A 15,657-nucleotide genomic window follows, 5' to 3' on the forward strand; every position below is an offset into this window, starting at 1 on the left:
TTTCAGGGGGAATCATGAAGCGCAGCCGTATCGCCATAGCCGCAGTGGCACTGACCAGCGCTCTTGGCCTCACCGCGTGTACGGGCACCGGCGTATCGACCGCGGTGAGCTACGTGGCCGCCGAGGATGACGCGCCCGCCGATCCCACGGCCGACCCGACCGCCCCGCCCGCGCCGGCGGTCGACACCGAGCAGCTCGCGGCCGAGGAGACGCCCGACCCGCCGGCGCAGCCGATCCCCGAGCCGACGGTCGCGAAGACCCAGAAGTGGGTGAAGATCTTCAGCGGCGAATCGGACAAGAAGATCACTCCGCCCAGCGACGTCCGCAAGGGCAGCAAGACCGTCGAGCTGGAGACGGCCGAGAACAAGGTGATCGGCACCTACGTCACCGACGGCGCCGGCCGCACGCTGTACCGCTTCGACGAGGACTCCGCGAAGCCGCCGAAGGCGACCTGCAACGGCGACTGCGCCAAGGCCTGGCCGCCGCTCCTGATCAAGTCGCCCGGCAAGATCTATCCCAAGGGCATCGACCCCAAGATCATCGGGTACGTCGAGCGCGCCGACGGCCACTGCCAGGTCACGATCAACGGCTGGCCGGTCTACTACTTCGCGAAGGACGCGAAGGCCGGCGACATCCTGGGCCAGGGCGTCAAGGGCACCTGGTTCGCGATCAACCCGAAGGGCGGCAAGACCGGCGCCCTGCCCGAGTCCGCCGGGGGCACGGGCGGCAACGACGCCCCGACCGGCGACGGGTACTGAGCGAGCCGGCCAGCACGGCTAGCATCGCAGCCCGGCGTTCAGGCAGCGCACGATCTCGCGCATCAGGGCACTCGGCATCAGATTGACGAAGAACGCGTGATCGGTGAGCGGACTGTGCCGCTGCCCTTCGAACGAGTCGATCCGGTACCGGGTGCCCTTCGCGATGGCGTACGCGGCGACGATCCGCAGCCGGGGCACCGCGAAGGTCGAGATCGGGCAGCCACCGCCCGGCGCCGGGAAGACCAGGTGCTGGCGGTGGTCGCCGCTGTCGGCCCGGCGGCCGTCCCAGCAGCTGGGGAAGTCGAAGACCCGCAGCACCCGCTCGGAGCCTGGGCAGATCACGTAACGCGTCGCCCACCGGTCCGGACTACCCGAACAACTCCAGACCGGCACGGCCCGGGCCCCGCCGTTCGTGACGGCGTACGCGTCGCCGGCGGCCCCCCGCAGCAGCCACGGCATCTCGACCACCGGGCCGCGCGCGTTGCCGTGGTACGTGAGGGTGAGCGAGACGGGCACCTGCACCGCGCCGCCGTGCGGGCCGTCATCGGGGCCGACGATGCGCAGCACCGGCCAGTAGTAAGTGGACTCGTCGCCGTTACCGCAGGTGGTGCCGCCTCCGGCCAGCGTGCGTACGGTCGATCCGACATCGACGGACAGGTTCCCGATGTAGTCGTGCAGGTGATGCGCGGGCCCGGGCCGGTCCGGCGTCACGACGACGTTGGCGGCGTTGCGATGCCCGATCTCGTTGCGCCCGCAGTCCCAGGTGAACGAGCCGGCTCCGACGTCGGGCGGGCGGGCGGCGACGTCCTCGATGTCGACGTAGTCGGGGCCCAGCGAATCGTGGCGCACGACTCCGGTACCGATGGCGACGCCCGCGAGCAGGACCTCGACCGCGAGGGCCCAGGTGGCGGCCCTGCGCCGACCCGAACCGGCGTACGCCATAAGTAACCATACGCACGCGATGCGTCGCCCTGTGTGTAGCAAACTGGACAGATGCCGGCCGGCGTAGCCAGGCCGATCGGTCGTGCACATTTACTTGGGCAGTGAACGGCTGATACTTGGGTGATGGCGGACTGGATCTCACCGCACGGCCGGCTGCCGGTGCCGGTCACCGCGTACGGCCCGCTGCACCTGCTGGCCCAGCGGGTACACCGGATGACCGAGCACGGCCAGGCCCAGCAGGCGATCGCGGCGGCCGACGCGTACCTGGTCATCGCCCGGGTCGTCGGCGACGCGAAGACGGCCCGCTTCCTCACCCAGGGAAAGATGTACGCCCTGCTCGCGATGGGCCGGATCGGCGAGGCCACGCTCCTCGGCGAGGAACTCCTGCACGCCGCGGGATCCCTGCTGAACGAGGCCAAGACCCTCTGCGACCTGGCCCAGCTGCACCTGCTGCGCGGGCACTACGTCGACTGCATGCGCAACCTCGCCCGGGCCGGGGTCCTGCTGAGCTCGGGTCCGGCCGGCGGCGACCGGCACCGCTCGGCGATGTGCTCGTACGCCGAGGCGGCAACCGTCGCGGAGATGTACGAGACCGCCGCCGCGGCCTACGACCAGCTGTGCAAGGACGACGCACCGAACCGCCCGGCGTCGTCGTTCGACCTGGTCCACGCGGTGACGCTGCTCTACTGGGGGCTCCGCCTGGCGCACGTCGGCCGGACCGAGGAGGCACGCAGCCGGCTGCGTCGCAGCGCGGAGATCACCCGCCGCCGGCTGGAGCACCGGCCGGACACCCACATCATGGCGGCGCACGCCCTCGCGCTGGCCAAGCTGGGCGACACGGCGGAGGCGGAGCGGCTGGCCCGGGAGGCGGTCATGCCGCTGCGCACCGGCGAGACCTACCAGTACGCCCGGATGGCGCACCTGGCGCTGGGCATCAGCCTGCGCGCGCACGGGCTGCTGCACGAGTCGCGCCGCGAGTTCATCGCCGCCCGCGACCTGAGCGAGTACGGCTGCCGCCCGGACGAACGGCCGATCATCCGTTTCGAACTCGCCTTGACGGCGCTCGAACTCGACGACGGGCAGCCCAGCCGGGATCTGTTCGAGACGGTCGAGGGTCAGGTGCGCGAGCTGTGGCGGCTGAGACTCCAGCGACTGGCGATGCTGCGCCAGGCGGGCCAGCGCGAGGAGATCGAGGCGGCACACGCCCGGGCCGAACGGGAGGTCATGCTGGATCCGCTGACCGGCCTGGGTAACCGGCGCAGGTTCGACCTGCTGATCGCCGAGGTGGACGGCCGGGTGGACCGCGGGCCGCTGACCCTGCTCCTCATCGACCTGGACCACTTCAAGGCGGTGAACGACGCGTACTCGCACAGCGCGGGCGACCGCGCCCTGCGCGAGGTGGCGACGATCCTGCGGGCGCACTGCCGCGCGGGCGACGAGGCGGTCCGCTACGCGGGCGACGAGTTCGTGATCTTCCTGCGCGGCGACCGCACGGCCGGGCGCGAGGTGGCCGAGCGCATCCGTTCCGCGGTGGCGGTGGCGAAGGTCCTGCCGGAGGCCCGGCTGACGGTGAGCGTCGGCGTCGCCGCCTGGTCACCCGGCATGACGGGCGACGCCCTGTTCCGGGCGGCCGACGGCCGCCTCTACGCGGCCAAGTGGAGCGGCCGCAACACCACCGCGGCCTAGCTTCACCCGGGGAAGACCACGCCCGAACGGCCGCTGTACGGACGCCGCGTGCCGTCCCGCTCGTAGCCGGTGTTGGGAGCGTCCAGCCACACGATGTACGGCGTGCCCTTCTTGAGCCCGGTGATCGTGGCGGTGATCGTGCAGCCGGTGCCGGGCGGGACGCTCTGCCAGGAGTACTCCGGCTGGTGACCGGAGACCAGCGGCTGCTTGACGGCCGTGACCCGGTAGTCGGATTGGTACTGCCGCGGCCAGGTCACGGTCAGCCGGCCGGGGCCGGGCACCACCTTGAGCGGAATCAGCGCCTGGCCCTCCCGGACCATGCTGTTGTCCTTCGCGCACGCCGGGTCGACCGGCAGGAACGACACGGGCGGTAGCGCGGGCGGCCGCGATCCGGAGAACGACGGGTTCGGGCTCGGCGTGGGGCTGCCGCTGGCCACGACGAGCCAGGTGTCGCCGGGTGTCGGGGTCGCGGACGCCTCCGGCGTCGCCGAGCCCATCCCGAGCAGGCCGCACCCGCCCAGCGCGACCGGCAAGGCCAGCAGCGGGAGCAGGACCTTCATGAACCGCATGCACCAACCTTCGGCCCCGATCATGAATGGCTTAGGGGAGGCGTGGAAGACCACCCGCGCCGCCGGCGCGCGGCCGGGCCGGGTAGGACCCGGCGAGCCAATCGATCATGTGCGCCGCTCGCGAATTCCTCCGCGAGCCATTGACTGTTAACAATATGTGTACTTTATTAACTGATACCCCAGGTGCATCCCCCGGCACGGAGGTGTCCCCATGCGTACCAAGTGGCTGGCGGCCGCCACGGCGACCGCCACCGTCCTGCTCCAGCTCCAGGCCGTTTCGGCCGCTCAGGCGGCCACCGTCTGCAACCGGTACTGCGACGGCCGCGACCCCGTGCTCTCCCCCGGCGACCGGGTGGCGACCAGCGGCGTCCTGTACGGCCGCTCGTTCAAAGTCCACGTCAACGACGCCGACGCGATGATCTGGGCGACCGTCGAGAACGGACAGCCCGGCGACCAGGTGTGGCTGGACCGCTCCTTCGACGGCGGCCGCACCTGGCAGGGCGACAGCCGGATCGGCGACACGACGGTTCCCGCCGGCGCCGGCGGCTGGCGCACCGGCATGTTCAACGTCGACGACTGGGGCGCCCGCCGCGTCGGCGTGCTGCGCGCCTGCGGCAAGGCCGGCGACCGCCCCGAGCTCACCTGCACCGGCTGGGCCCGGAGCAACTGGAACGCCTGGGACCGGCGCACGGCCGCGGCCACCGCGCTGATGATGCGCTTCGACCAGGGCACCGGCCTGTTCGACACCAACGGCTGGTGGACCGGCGCCAACGCGCTCACCGCCCTGATCGACAACAGCCGGATCAGCGGCATGCACAGCTACGACTACGCGATCGCCGCGACGTACGACAAGCAGATCAACGCCCGGCAGGGGCAGTTCCGCAACGAGTACCTCGACGACACCGGCTGGTGGGGACTCGCCTGGGTGGCCGCGTACGACCGCACCGGCGACAGCCGCTACCTGAACACCGCCCGGGCCGACGCGGACCACATGTTCGGCTACTGGGACACCCGCTGCGGCGGCGGCATCTACTGGCGCACCGACCGGACCGTGAAGAACGCCATCGCCAACAGCCTCTACATCCAGCTCAACGCGGCCCTGTCGCAGCGCATCGGCGGCGACGGCGTCTACCGCGGGCGCGCACAGGCCGGCTGGGCCTGGTTCCAGAGCACCGGAATGATCAACAGCTCGAACCTGGTAAACGACGGCGTCAACCTCGGCACCTGCCGAAACAACGGCGACGTCACCTGGACCTACAACCAGGGCGTACTGATCAACGCGCTGGTCCAGCTCAACAGGCTGACCGGGGATGCGAATGCGCTGGCGGTCGCCCGCCGGGTCGGCGACGCGGCCACCACGAGCACGTACCTCAACAGCGGCGGCATCCTGCGCGAACCCAACGAGCCCGACCAGTGCGCCGGCGACGGCGTCTCGTTCAAGGGCGCGTTCGTCCGCGGGCTCGGCGTGCTGAACGCCGCGGTCGGCCGCCCCTACGACGCCTACCTGCGGCGTCAGGCCGATTCCGCGTACGCCAGGAGCCGGACCGGCTTCGACGCGTACGGCAGCCACTGGGCCGGCCCGTACACGGGCACGAACCACTCCTGCCAGCACAGCGCGCTCGACCTGCTGAACGCGGCCCCCTAGCCCGGCCGGCCGGCCTTGAGCGCGGCGATGACCGCGGCGCTGAGCTTCTCCAGGTAGTCGTCGTCGATCGGGGTGCGGGAGACCGCCAGCCGCCAGTACAGCGGACCGAGCATCAGATCGACCGCCAGGTCGGCGTCGGTGCCCGCGGGCAGTTCCCCGCGGGTGACGGCCTGGCCGACGATCTTCTCGCCGACGGCCTGCTGATGGGTGCGCAGCGCACCCTGCAGCGTCTCGGCGATCTTCGGGTTGCGCGCCGCCTCGGCCATCAGGTCGGGGATGATCTGCGACGCGATGCGGTGCCCCAGGGCCTTGCTGACGATGAACATCAGCAGTCGCAGATCGCCCGCGAAGCTTCCGGTGTCGGGCATCGGCACGCTACGCTCCGCCACCGCGGACACTATCTCGAGTACCATTTCGAGCTTGTTGCTCCACCGGCGGTAGATCGCCGTCTTGCCGACACCGGCACGGCGGGCCACTGCCTCGATGGAGAGCCGCCCGTAGCCGACCTCGGCCAGCTCGTTCATTACCGCATTCCGGATGGCCGCGGTGATGTCCCCGCGGAGCACCGCCGCTCCGGCGGGTGCACGTTTCGCTGTTGCCACGGTCTCACTATACGCGAGGACGCAACGGTTGCGTTCCGGCGCTCGTTCGGATACTTTCGGGTCAGCGTCGATACGACGCCGTTTCATCGCGCACACTTGTACCTGTGTCCCCGGACGAATCAACCAGGTCCTCGGCCCCTATCGGACCGACCAGATCGGAGCGCCACCCCATGCCCCCTACGGCGGTCGCCGATTCCGAAACCGGCCTCACGCTCAAGGAGCTGGCCCGCAGGCACGGCCTGAGCGCCGCCGGCAAGCTGCCCAGCCTGCCGGACTATTCGCGGCAACTCTGGTCCTACCGGCACTTCATCGCGTCGTACGCGAACGCCAAGGTCTCCTCGACGCTGGGCCGCACCAAGCTCGGCGTCTTCTGGCAGGTGCTGACACCGCTGATCAACGCGGCCGTCTACTACGTGATCTTCGGCGTGGTCCTGGACGCACAGAGAGGCGTCGACAACTTCATCGCCTACCTGTGCACCGGCGTCTTCATCTTCGGATTCACCCAATCCGTGGTGCAGGGCGGCATCCAGGCGATCAGCGCCAACATGGGCCTGATCCGGGCCCTGCACTTCCCCCGGGCCAGCCTGCCGCTCGCCATCACCATGGTCGAGATTCGCAACATGATGGCCTCGATGGTCGTGCTCATGGCCATCGTGCTGGTCTCCGGCGAGCCGATCACCTGGCAGTGGCTGCTGATCCTCCCGATCTTCCTGCTCCAGACGATCTTCAACGGCGGCCTCGCGATGGCGACGGCCCGGCTGGGCTCCAAGGTCGCCGACTTCAAGCAGCTGGTGCCGTTCATCATGCGGATCTGGCTTTACGGCTCCGCCGTGCTCTACCCGGTCACGCTCTTCTCCGACCACCTGAGCGGCTGGAAGCTGGCCGTGGTCGAGGCGAACCCGATGCTGATCTTCATCGACCTCATGCGGCACGCGCTGATGGAGGACGTCCCGCTGTCGGCGTCGGCCCCGCTGCTGTGGGCCCAGGCGATCGCCTGGACGCTCCTGGTCGGGCTCGGTGGTTATGTCTACTTCTGGCGCGGAGAGAAGGGGTACGGCCGTGGCTGACGGCTCCAGCACCGACCGGCGCGAACCGACGGTCATCGTCGACGACGCACACGTGGTCTACCGGGTACACCAGTCCGCGACGCCCGGAACGGGCAGCCCGCTGTCGAGCTTCAAGCGGATCGTCACCGGCGCCAAGCCGGCCACGCTGCGCGAGGTGCACGCGATCAAGGGCGTCAGCTTCGTCGCCTACAAGGGCGAGGCCGTCGGCCTGATCGGCACCAACGGCTCCGGCAAGTCGACCCTGCTGCGGGCGATCGCCGGGCTGCTCCCGGTCGAGCGGGGCGCGATCTACGCGGCCGGGCAGCCGTCGCTGCTCGGCGTCAACGCGGCCCTGATGAACGACCTGCCGGGCGAGCGGAACGTCGTGCTTGGCTGCCTGGCGATGGGCATGTCTCCGGCGCAGGTGAAGTCCCAGGTGAAGGACATCATCGAGTTCTCCGGGATCAACGAGCGCGGCGACTTCAGCTCGCTGCCGATGCGCACCTACTCGTCCGGCATGTCGGCGCGGCTGCGGTTCTCCATCGCGGCGGCGAAGAAGCACGACGTGCTGCTGATCGACGAGGCGCTGGCCACCGGCGACGCGAAGTTCCGCCGGCGCAGCGAGCAGCGGGTCCGCGACCTGCGCGCCGAGGCCGGCACGGTCTTCCTGGTCAGCCACAGCGAGCAGTCGATCCGGGACACCTGCGAGCGCAGCATCTGGCTCGAGTCGGGGCAGATCCGGGCGGACGGCCGGACCGAGGACGTGCTGAAGGAGTACGAGGCCTACGTCAAGCGGTAGGCCCCGCACCCCTGCCGGCTAGCGCATCGACAGATGCACGTGGTTGGTGTGATCACTCGAGGGGTCGCCGTTGCCCCGGGAGTACGCCTTCCAGCCGCTGCTGGGCAGCCAGATCCGCTTGAACCAGATCACGTAGAGCACGCCGAGCCCGCCGGCGTTGTTGATGAAGTAGTTCGACAGCCTGTCGCCGTATGTCCTGCTGCTGCCGGTCGCGACGCCGCCGAAGCCTTTCTTGTCGGCGGCGAAGTCGCAGGCCTTGCCCTGTGGGTGCTCGCCGCTGTTCTGCTCGCGGAAGCACGAGACGAAGCGGGTGAAGCCGTCCTTCTGCGCCTCCTTCATCGCGTGCAGGGTGCGCCCCGTGATGCAGCCGGACGTCGTCGGGTCGTTGACGCTGCAGGACTGGTTCGGCAGCGAGCCGTCGGAGTTGCGCGGCGCGGCCGCGGCCTTCAGGCTGCTGCCGCCGCCGCTGGAACCCCCACCGCTGGACTCGGCGCCGCTCGACGATTCGTCGACGCCGTTCGCCGCGTTGGCCGCCTTGAGCGCGCCCTCCGCCTGCGCCTTGCGCTTGGCCATGATGTCGAGCTGGCGCTGCTGGTCGCGGATCTCGGCGTCGATCGCGGTCTTCGCCCGCTCCTGCCGGCTCCGGGAGTCCTTGAGGTCACGCACCGCGCGGTCCTGCTTGACGGCGACCGTCTCGAGGATCTCCGCGCGGTCCAGCATGCTGCCGGTGGAGTCGGCGGTGAGCAGGGCGGTCATCGGCCCGAGCCGCCCGACGCGATACGACTGCTGGACGATGTCGTCCAGCGCCGCCTGCCTGGGGCCGAGCTCGGTGTCGATCTCCTTGAGCTTGTCGATCAACTGCTGCTGGCGCTTCTTGGAGCGGACCAGGGCCTCCTTGGCCTCGACGAAGCCCCGGGACGCCGCCTCGAGCTGCTGGACCAGGGACTTGGAGCCACCCTCGCCGTCGTCGCCGGAATCACCCGGCGCGGCGAGCGGACGAGGGGCGGCGGAGGCGGGGGACGGGGCGACGAGCGCCAGCCCCGAGGTGGCGACGAGCGCCGCGAGCACGGTCGCTAATCGCCGGCGGACAGGGTTGAGCCTCACGTGCTTTCCTTCCGTCGGCCGCCGACCGGGTTAGCTGACGGGTTCGGGACGGAAGCGATCCCTACCGGTCCACGCTTACGGCGCGGACCCGATTCACCCCATTACTCGGTTGGTTCCCCGGCTCGCCTTGCGGCGATTAGGCGGCGGTCTGCTCTGAGACCGTGACGAACACTACCCATCGATGCTAAGAATCGACAGGTGTCGCACTCTGGGCAACAATGCGAGCACTCGGCGTAATTCTGGCGTGAAAGGAATGCAACGACTCACACCGATGTCTCACCATGGGTTAACGGCCCGTGCCATTCCATCGAAAGGTAACGGAAAGTCGTTGTGGGGTAACGCTTTTCTGGCCCTCGCGGAGACTGGCAGACGGCCCGATGTCAGGTAAGCTGGCCGCCGGTTGCTGCCAAGGAAGGCACCGCCCCCAAGGTGCCGGCAGCCCACCGCCTAATCGCCGCGAGGCGAGCCGGGGAACCACACGTAGTAGTGGGGTGAATCCACTTAACCGTGGTAGGGATCGCTTCCGTCCCGAACCCGTCAGCTAACCCGGTCGGCGGCCACGCGGAAGGATTCTGAATGACGGCAAGACCCCGCCGGTGGCTGGTCCTCGCCCTGGCACCGCTCGTCGCGGTCACGATGCTTCTCGTGCCCGCCGCTCCGGCCAGCGCCGACCCCGACGACAAGAAGTCGTCGACAGCCGATGACGGCGACGACGATCCGCTTCTCAACGACGTTCTCGACTCCACGGGTCGGCGTTTCGTCGCGGCGAAGTCGGCGGTAGCGAAATCGACCAAGACGCAGCTCGGCCTGGCCCTCCAGGTCAAGAACGCCGAGTCCCGCCGGGACGCCCTGCTTCCCGAGGTCGGCGCGGTCGCGGCACAGCAGTACCGCAGGGGTGGCATCTCCACCATGGGCTTCCTGCTGAACGCCAAAGGCCCGCGGGGCTTCCTCAAGAAGGCGGTCTCGCTCGAGGAGATCAGCGCCCTCAACGACGGCAAGCTGCACGAGCTCTACCAGGCCATCGACCAGGTCAGCGCGGCCAAGGCCCGCCTCGACCAGGAGGTCAAGGCCCAGCAGCGCAACCTCGCCCTGATGAAGAAGCAGAAGGAGTCGGCGGAGAACGCCCTGGCGAAGGTCGGCGGCACCACGGTGACCGGCGGTTTCGTGCTCGCCAACTCGCCCGTGGCCGCCGCGGCGCCGCGCAACTCCGACGGCGACTTCGGCGCCGAGTCGTGCAGCGTGAACGACCCGACGACCGGCGGCTGCGTCACCCCGCGGACCTTCCACATGTACAAGGAAGTGAAGAAGGCGAACTTCAAGCGGTTCGTCGGCTGCCACCGCAACGGGGGCCCGTTCGAGCATCCGAAGGGCCGGGCCTGCGACTGGTCGCTGCAGAAAAGCGGCTTCGCGCCCTGGCACAACCGGGACACCCGGGAGTACGGCAACAACCTGATGGCGTTCCTGGTCCGCAACGCCGACCGGCTCGGCATCCTGTACGTCATCTGGAACAGGCAGATCTGGTTCCCCGCGACCGGCTGGAAGTCGTACTCCGGCCCGAGCGACCACACGGACCACGTACACGTGTCGATGCTCTGATCCTCCAGCCATGAGAAAGCCCCCGCCCTGCGAGAGGACGGGGGCTTTCTCGTTGCCGGGGTCGGTCAGCTGCCGGTGGCCCGGCGGACCGGGGCACGACCGGCCGGCTGGGTCGGCGGCAGGTCGGTCGGCGGCGCCGGCGGGATGCCGAGCACGACCGGCTTCACCTGGGTGATCGTGACCTCCTTGCCGTGGTGCAGGAGGTCCAACCGGGCCGAGCCGCCGCCGTTGCGCAACGAGTAGGTGACCTCGTCGGCCGTCACCTCCACCCGCAGCCGCAGGCCGCGCCAGAGCAGCGAGAACTCCAGGGCGTTGATCCGGCTCGGCAGGCGCGGCGCGAACGACAGCTGTCCGCCCGAGTCCCGCATGCCGCCCAGTCCCGCCACCAGTGCGATCCAGGAGCCGGCCAGCGACGCCACGTGCACGCCGTCGCGGGCGTTCTGATGCAGGTCGTGCAGGTCCATCAGGGCGGCCTCGCCCAGGTAGTCGTGTGCCAGCTCGAGGTGACCAACCTCCGCCGCCATGACGGCCTGGATGCACGCCGACAGCGACGAGTCCCGCACGGTACGCGAGTCGTAGTAGGCGAAGTTGCGGGCCTTCTCCTCCGGCGTGAAGGCGTCGCCGCGCACGTACATCGCCATGACCAGGTCGGCCTGCTTGACCACCTGCTTGCGGTACAGGTCGAAGTACGGGTAGTTCAGCAGCAGCGGGTACGCCTCCGGCGGGGTGTTCTCGAAGTCCCACTCCTGCAGCCGGGTGAAGCCCTCCGACTGCTGGTGCACCCCGAGCTCCCGGTCGTACGGGATGTGCACGGATGCCGCCGCGTCCCGCCACGACGCCGACTCCTCGCCGTCCACGCCCAGCCTGCGGGCGAGGTCGGGATGCCGCTTGGCCGCGTCCGCCGCGGCGAACATGTTCTGCTGCGCCATCAGGTTGGTGTAGATGTTGTCGTCCACCACGGCCGTGTACTCGTCGGGGCCCGTGACGCCGTCGATGTGGAAGCGGCCGTGCCGGTCGTGGTGGCCAAGTGAACGCCACAGCCGGGCGGTCTCCACCAGCAGTTCGAGGCCGACCTCGCGCTCGAAGTCGTAGTCGCCGGTGGCCGAGACGTAGCGGCGCACGGCGTCGGCGATGTCGGCGCCGATATGGAAGCCGGCCGTGCCGGCCGGCCAGTACGCCGAGCACTCCTGCCCGCGGATGGTGCGCCACGGGAAGGCCGCGCCCTGCAGGCCGAGGGTCTGCGCGCGCTCCCGGGCCAGATCCAACGTGGAGTGCCGCCAGCGCAGCACGTCCGCGGCCGCGGACGGCTGGGTGTAGGTCAGGGCCGGCAGCACGAACGTCTCGGCGTCCCAGAACGTGTGACCGTCGTAGCCGGGGCCGGTGAGGCCCTTGGAGCCGATCGGCCGCTGCTCGGCGCGGGCACCGGCCTGCAGCATGTGGAAGAGGCCGAAGCGCACCGCCTGCTGCACCTCCGGGTCACCCTCGACCTTGACGTCGGAGTGGTCCCAGAAGGCGTCGAGATAGTCGCGCTGCGCCTCGACGAGGCCCTCCCAGCCGTCCAGCCGGGCGCTGGCGAGGGCGGCGCCGACCTGGTCGCGCACCGCCGGCAGCGACCGGTTGCTCGACCAGCCGTACGCGGCCAGCTTGACGACGCGCAGCTTCTGCCCCGGCTCGAGCTTGCAGGCCACCGTGGTGCGCAGCCAGTCCGGGTGCCCCTCGGTGGTGACGGCGTGCTTGCCCGGCGCCTCGACCAGGTGCTCCATCGCCGCGGCCATCCGCAGGTCGCTGGCCTTCGTCCGGTGCACGAGCAGGCCACCGGTGCGCTGCTCCAGCAGCTCCTCGGCCTGCAGCGGGTGATCCAGAACCGCGGCGACGCGGGGGTCCTTGCTGGTCGGCGGGAGCTGCTCGTTGGCCACCAGCTCGGACTGCAGGATCAGCCGGGCGGGGTGGTCCAGCGGCTCGACCTCGTAGAGGAACGCGACGACCGAGCGCTGCGTGAACGACACCAGCCGGACGGTGCGCACCCGGATCGCCTGGCCGGAGGGCGAGACCCACTCCACTATCCGCTCGAGGGTGCCCGCGCGCAGGTCCAGCGTGCGCTCGTGGGAGCGCAGCTCGCCGTACCGCACGTCGAACGGCTCGTCGTCCACGAGGAGCCGCATGAGCTTGGCGTTGGTGACGTTGACCATCGTCTGGCCCGACTCGGGGAACCCGTAGCCCGCCTCGGCGTACGGCAGCGGCCGCAGCTCGTAGAACGAGTTCAGGTAGGTGCCGGGCAGGCCGTGCGGCTCACCCTCGTCCAGGTTCCCGCGGATGCCGATGTGGCCGTTGGCCAGGGCGAAGACGGACTCGGACTGAGCCAGCAGGTCCAGGTCCAGCCGGGTCTCCCTGATGTGCCAGGGATCGACGGGGTAGGCCCGTTCACGGATCACGGTGGTGCCTCTCGCACTGAAAAGGAGAAAGAGTGTGGGGTTACTTCAGGAGCTCGGCGAGGTCCTGCACGACGAGGTCAGCGCCGTGTGCGCGCAGCGCGTCGGCCTGGCCGACCCGGTCCACGCCGATCACGATGCCGAACCCGCCGGCCTTGCCGGCGGCCACTCCGGCCAGGGCGTCCTCGAACACGGCGCAGTTCTCCGGTTCCACCCCGAGCAGCTTGGCGGCGTACAGGAAGGTGTCCGGTGCCGGCTTGCCCGGCAGGTGTTCCGTGCGGGCCGTGACGCCGTCCACACGCACCTCGAGCAGGTCCGCGATGCCGGCCGCGTTCAGCACGTCCGCGCAGTTGGCGCTGGCCGACACGACGGCGCGACGCAGGCCCGCGTCCCGGACGGCGTGCAGGTAGTCGACGGATCCGGCGTAGACCTGCACCGCGCCTTCCTGGATCTTCTGCAGGACGAGCTCGTTCTTGCGGTTTCCGATGCCGTTGACGGTCTCCTCGTCGGGACCGTCGTCGGGCGCGCCTTCGGGCAGGGTGATGCCCCGCGAGGCGAGAAAGGTGCGAACCCCGTCGGCGCGCGGCCGACCGTCGACGTACTGGTGGTAGTCGGCGCCGGAGTCGAACGGCACGAACGGCTGCCCGTTCCGGGATGACCACACCTGGAGAAACCCGTCGAAGGTCTGTTTCCACGCCGCGTTATGCACCAGGGCGGTCTGTGTGAGCACACCGTCGAGGTCGAAAAGGCAGGCCGTCACTTGAGGAGGTAGTCCGAGCACTGGACCAATGTAGTCGCCCCGGATGGCCAACACGCCTCTATGCGCAGGACGACATTTCCACGGCGTTTCATGCCGTGTTCAACCGCCCGCCTAGGCGCCGTTGACCAGGTCAGACATGGTAATACAACCGGGCGCGTTTATTCGGAGTCCGATAGTAGTCCCAATCGGACCGGTGGCCATCGTGACTTCGTCGCACAGTTGGTGCGCCAGCCAGATGCCCCGGCCGCCCACCTCGAATGCCTCCGGCGCCTCAGGCGGATGGCGGAACCGCTCCGGGATCCCGGGTCCGGAGTCGGTGACCGTGCACCACAACGACCCGGCGGTGCCCCACAGCACGATCCGGCCGTGACCGCCGGCGTGCAGGACGGCGTTGGTGATGACCTCGTTGATCGCCAGCACGAAGCCGTGCAGGCGATCGCTGAGCGCTCCGCGGTCCAGCCGCGCCGTGACCTCGTGGCGGACCACGGTGATCTCGTCACGGCCGAACGTGCGGTCCAGCAGCGTGAACCGCACGCCGTCCGATTGGCCGGGATTCGATCGATCGGGATCTTTGCGCACCGGTGCGCCGTCCGGCGACTCCCTGCCCGGAGCCGGACGCAGCACGTCGTGGTCGACAGTTTCCTCCACCGCCGAGCAGCCTACGCTGTGTACCGCCTCCGTGGCAGCCGACAGATCCCGTGAAAACGGATCAGAAGAGGTTGGACAGGGTCCGGAAGATCTCGGCGTAGAAGTTGCCGTCGATGTCGCGGTACAGGCTGAACTTCATCCCCGGGCTGCCGAAGAACGGGCGCAGCGTCCACGCCAGCTGGGTGCCGACGAAGCCGAAGAGCAGGATCCAGATGTAGAGCAGCGTCATGCTGGGCGGCGTCGGCTGGGCCGGCTTCGGCGCCGGCCGGCCCGGACGCTGGTGCTGGTGCCCGCCGATGGGCGTCAGCATGTAGCCGGGCGGCACCACCGCCTGCGCGGGAGCCTGCACGGGTGCCGGTGCCGGTGCCGTCAGCGTGGCGGTACCGCCGCTGCCGTTGGCCGGGACCGCCGCGGGCGCCGCGGGGACGGCCGGCGCCCCGGCGGGCGCCTCCTGCTGCTGCTCGACGGCCGGCTTCGCCGGCGAGAGCAGGCCGTGCTCGTTCAGTACCCGCATGCCGCCGGTCAGGAACCGCAGGCCGACCAGCGCCGACAGCGCCAGGATGGAAACGTTGAGCAGCTTGAAGAAGCCGTAGTCCGGCGCGGTGATCAGGAAGAAGAGCGCGATCGGCGCGAAGGCCACCGCGAGCATCGCGGTCACCGTCAACGCCACCATGACCAGCGCCAGCGACTGCCGTACCGAGAGTCGCGCACCGAAGACCAGGTTGAACAGGTACAGCGTCGGCAGGCAGATGGCGAGGGTGACCAGGAACAGCAGCGGCAGCTTCGCCGCCGAGGTCAGCGCCATCAGCACGCCGTTGAAGGAACCGAGCACCGCGCCGTAACAGGCCAGTGCGATCACCGAGCTCATCAGCATCTGGCCGGTCAGCCTGGCGAGGGATCGATCCTCCACCACCTGCTGCCAGATGCCCTGCCGGTCGCGCAGTATTCGCTCGATCACCAGTAGTCCGGATGCGTTCGCCACGTCCGCCCACCCTTCACCTCGACGACGTCGATACGCCATCGCACCGACGTGGGCGGAACGATATGCCATGCCGTCAACAGGCGAGTGAGCA

The 15,657-nt window shown here is 69.7% G+C and carries 14 protein-coding genes and 2 riboswitches; of the genes, 6 read left to right on the forward strand and 8 right to left on the reverse strand.

From position 1 onward, the window contains the following. Positions 1-14: 14 nt before the first annotated feature. Positions 15-758: a hypothetical protein gene (locus AB0B58_RS14190; RefSeq protein WP_360222962.1), complete on the forward strand. Its 744-nt coding sequence runs from the start codon at positions 15-17 to the stop codon at positions 756-758. A gap of 18 nt (positions 759-776) precedes the next feature. On the opposite strand, the gene AB0B58_RS14195 is transcribed toward AB0B58_RS14190, so the two are convergent. After that, positions 777-1,700, reverse strand: coding sequence for a DUF1996 domain-containing protein (locus tag AB0B58_RS14195; RefSeq protein WP_360222965.1), 924 nt, complete (start codon positions 1,698-1,700; stop codon positions 777-779). A 123-nt stretch (positions 1,701-1,823) separates the two neighbouring features. On the opposite strand from AB0B58_RS14195, the gene AB0B58_RS14200 reads away from it, so the two are divergent. Then, entirely contained in the window at positions 1,824-3,386 is a 1,563-nt protein-coding gene (locus AB0B58_RS14200; RefSeq protein WP_360222968.1) for a GGDEF domain-containing protein, read from the forward strand. Positions 3,387-3,388: 2 nt separating this feature from the next. Here AB0B58_RS14200 and AB0B58_RS14205 read toward each other — a convergent pair whose 3' ends face one another. Further along, complete coding sequence (locus tag AB0B58_RS14205; protein ID WP_360222971.1) at positions 3,389-3,955, reverse strand: hypothetical protein; 567 nt, start codon at positions 3,953-3,955, stop codon at positions 3,389-3,391. Positions 3,956-4,166: 211 nt separating this feature from the next. Here AB0B58_RS14205 and AB0B58_RS14210 point away from each other — a divergent pair, with 211 nt between their 5' ends. Next, positions 4,167-5,600: a glycoside hydrolase family 76 protein gene (locus tag AB0B58_RS14210; RefSeq protein ID WP_360222974.1), complete on the forward strand. Its 1,434-nt coding sequence runs from the start codon at positions 4,167-4,169 to the stop codon at positions 5,598-5,600. Here AB0B58_RS14210 and AB0B58_RS14215 read toward each other — a convergent pair. Further along, a complete protein-coding gene (locus AB0B58_RS14215; RefSeq protein WP_360222976.1) occupies positions 5,597-6,202 on the reverse strand; it encodes a TetR/AcrR family transcriptional regulator in 606 nt (201 codons plus the stop codon). The two genes, AB0B58_RS14210 and AB0B58_RS14215, sit on opposite strands and share 4 nt — an antisense overlap. Before the next feature lie 170 nt (positions 6,203-6,372). Between AB0B58_RS14215 and AB0B58_RS14220 the strand changes: the two genes are divergently transcribed. Beyond that, a complete protein-coding gene (locus tag AB0B58_RS14220) occupies positions 6,373-7,269 on the forward strand; it encodes an ABC transporter permease (RefSeq protein WP_360222978.1) in 897 nt (298 codons plus the stop codon). Beyond that, a complete protein-coding gene (locus AB0B58_RS14225) occupies positions 7,262-8,047 on the forward strand; it encodes an ABC transporter ATP-binding protein (protein WP_360222981.1) in 786 nt (261 codons plus the stop codon). The genes AB0B58_RS14220 and AB0B58_RS14225 overlap by 8 nt, the downstream gene beginning before the upstream one ends. 18 nt (positions 8,048-8,065) lie before the next feature. Here the strand turns inward: AB0B58_RS14225 and AB0B58_RS14230 are convergent, their stop codons facing one another. Continuing rightward, entirely contained in the window at positions 8,066-9,151 is a 1,086-nt protein-coding gene (locus AB0B58_RS14230) for a hypothetical protein (protein WP_360222983.1), read from the reverse strand. A 3-nt stretch (positions 9,152-9,154) separates the two neighbouring features. Next, positions 9,155-9,304: riboswitch (cyclic di-AMP (ydaO/yuaA leader) on the reverse strand. A 281-nt stretch (positions 9,305-9,585) separates the two neighbouring features. After that, positions 9,586-9,724: riboswitch (cyclic di-AMP (ydaO/yuaA leader) on the forward strand. Positions 9,725-9,727: 3 nt separating this feature from the next. Here AB0B58_RS14230 and AB0B58_RS14235 point away from each other — a divergent pair. Continuing rightward, positions 9,728-10,747 (forward strand): hypothetical protein, encoded by a 1,020-nt coding sequence (locus tag AB0B58_RS14235; protein ID WP_360222986.1) that lies wholly within the window; start codon positions 9,728-9,730, stop codon positions 10,745-10,747. A 65-nt stretch (positions 10,748-10,812) separates the two neighbouring features. On the opposite strand, the gene AB0B58_RS14240 is transcribed toward AB0B58_RS14235, so the two are convergent. The 4 genes from AB0B58_RS14240 to AB0B58_RS14255 form a co-directional block, all read right to left on the reverse strand. Further along, positions 10,813-13,179, reverse strand: coding sequence for a glycoside hydrolase family 65 protein (locus AB0B58_RS14240; RefSeq protein ID WP_360222989.1), 2,367 nt, complete (start codon positions 13,177-13,179; stop codon positions 10,813-10,815). A gap of 40 nt (positions 13,180-13,219) precedes the next feature. Then, positions 13,220-13,957: a beta-phosphoglucomutase family hydrolase gene (locus AB0B58_RS14245; protein ID WP_360222992.1), complete on the reverse strand. Its 738-nt coding sequence runs from the start codon at positions 13,955-13,957 to the stop codon at positions 13,220-13,222. A gap of 90 nt (positions 13,958-14,047) precedes the next feature. Beyond that, entirely contained in the window at positions 14,048-14,584 is a 537-nt protein-coding gene (locus AB0B58_RS14250) for an ATP-binding protein (RefSeq protein ID WP_360222995.1), read from the reverse strand. A gap of 61 nt (positions 14,585-14,645) precedes the next feature. After that, the gene (locus AB0B58_RS14255) at positions 14,646-15,566 is read right to left on the reverse strand and encodes a hypothetical protein (RefSeq protein WP_360222998.1); all 921 of its coding nucleotides are present in this window, start codon (positions 15,564-15,566) and stop codon (positions 14,646-14,648) included. Positions 15,567-15,657 lie beyond the last annotated feature (91 nt).

This window comes from Actinoplanes sp. NPDC049118 (assembly GCF_040648555.1).
In the GTDB taxonomy this organism is placed as follows: Bacteria; Actinomycetota; Actinomycetes; order Mycobacteriales; family Micromonosporaceae; genus Actinoplanes.